Origin of the sequence: Mesorhizobium sp. B1-1-5 (assembly GCF_006443065.1) — a bacterium.
Lineage (GTDB): Bacteria > Pseudomonadota > Alphaproteobacteria > Rhizobiales > Rhizobiaceae > Mesorhizobium.
Map to the genome: position 1 here is coordinate 1 of NZ_VFWS01000345.1, position 1,529 is coordinate 1,529.

Annotated in this window: 2 protein-coding genes; both read right to left on the reverse strand. The window is 62.8% G+C overall.

The annotated features are described in order from the left end of the window. On the reverse strand, positions 1-509 hold a 509-nt coding region (locus FJ980_RS31180; RefSeq protein WP_140547387.1), incomplete at its 3' end, for a glycosyltransferase. Further along, the coding region (locus FJ980_RS31185; protein ID WP_140547388.1) for a glycosyltransferase family 87 protein at positions 502-1,529 on the reverse strand (1,028 nt) is incomplete at its 5' end. The genes FJ980_RS31180 and FJ980_RS31185, both read right to left, overlap by 8 nt.

Consider the following 1,529-nt stretch of genomic DNA (forward strand, 5'->3'; position numbering starts at 1 on the left):
GTGCCGCGCATGACGCGAAAGTCGCCTGCATTCTCGGGAATATCGAACCGCTGGCTGCTGTTGATCAGGCTGTAGAACAGTTTCGCCAACTGGCTGCGCCGCCAGCTTGCCCCGCGCCGGTCGTTCTGCGCGTAGACGACGTCGACGTCCGGATTCTCAGCCAGCTCGACGATCATCTTCAGGCTGGTCTCCAGGGAGTGCTGCAGATCCGCGTCCATGACAAGCACCATGTCGCCCCGCGAGTGGTCGAGGCCGGCGAGCACGGCGACCTCCTTGCCGAAATTGCGGCTGAGGCGCACGATTTCCCAGGATCCCGAAAGTGCCTGCGAAAACCGCCCGGCGCTATCGTCCCGGCTGCCGTCGTCGACCAGGATCTTGTGGACTTGCATGCCGAAGCGGCTCGACACCGCCGCCTCGAGCGCGTCGAGCAATGCCGCGAAAGCCGTCGCCGATTGCGCCTCGTTGAAGAACGGCGCCACGATATCGAGTGTCGGGCGCATCTCAGCCATGGGCGACAGGCTCCGCATTCACCAATTTTTGCCGCGCCTTGGCCCAGAACCACCATATCAGGAAGCAGGCGATGAAAGTGACCGTGATCGGCCGAAACCAGGGATAGAGAAAGTCATGCATGTGGCGCTCGACACCGGTCAAACCTGTCAGGAATAAAGTCATGGACAGCACGCAGGCCAGGACGCCACCTTTTTCTTCGCGCCACAACAGGGCAATGGCAAGGCCGGCGGGAACCGCGATCATCGCATAGGTGTTGGGCTCGACGCGCGGGTTGAAGACGCACATGTAGAAGGCGGCCGCCAGGAAGATCGCGAGTCCGGCCGCTCCTTGTTCGAGCTTGCGGTCGAACCAGAGCACGATCGAGAGCGTCAGCAGGCCGATCACGACGCGCACCGCCGTGGCAACCGAATCCGGAACGGGCAGCCCCATCTCGATAAAGGGCGCGGTGAAATCGGTAGGAACAAAATGGCTGGTCTTGTCGACGGCCATCGACGTCAGCATGCGGGCGAAATCGCCATACTGCTCGTTCAGGTAGCCGGCGGGAGCGAAAGCGTAGGGTATGGCGAGCACGAACAGCACTGCCAGCACAAGGGCCGGTATCAGCCGCGGGCGCAACGCCCCCACCAACAGCAGCATGATGATCGCGGTCGGCTTGGCCGTGATGGCAAGCGAGGCCCAAAAAAAGGTCTCCGCACGCCTTCCTTCCAGTGCCGACAGGGTCAAGAGCCAGCAGGCGCCGGTCAGCAGGATTGTCGCCTGGCCGTTGCGGATGGCGCCCAGTGTCATCGGTAAAGCGAGGAAGAGGCCGAAGGAAAGCAGCCAGGTCTGCTCCTGTCCGCCCAGCTTATGCACCTGCCGCGCCGCGGCAATGGTGAGAACGGCGAAACCGAGGGCATGCCAGACCAGCCCGCCAAGATGCGGTCCCAGATTCAAGAACGGAATATAGAGCGCGGCGAAGGCGGGCGCGTAAAGGTATCCAATCTCGGACTCGAGGTCGTAGCGCGGCCGGCCGGCGAGAA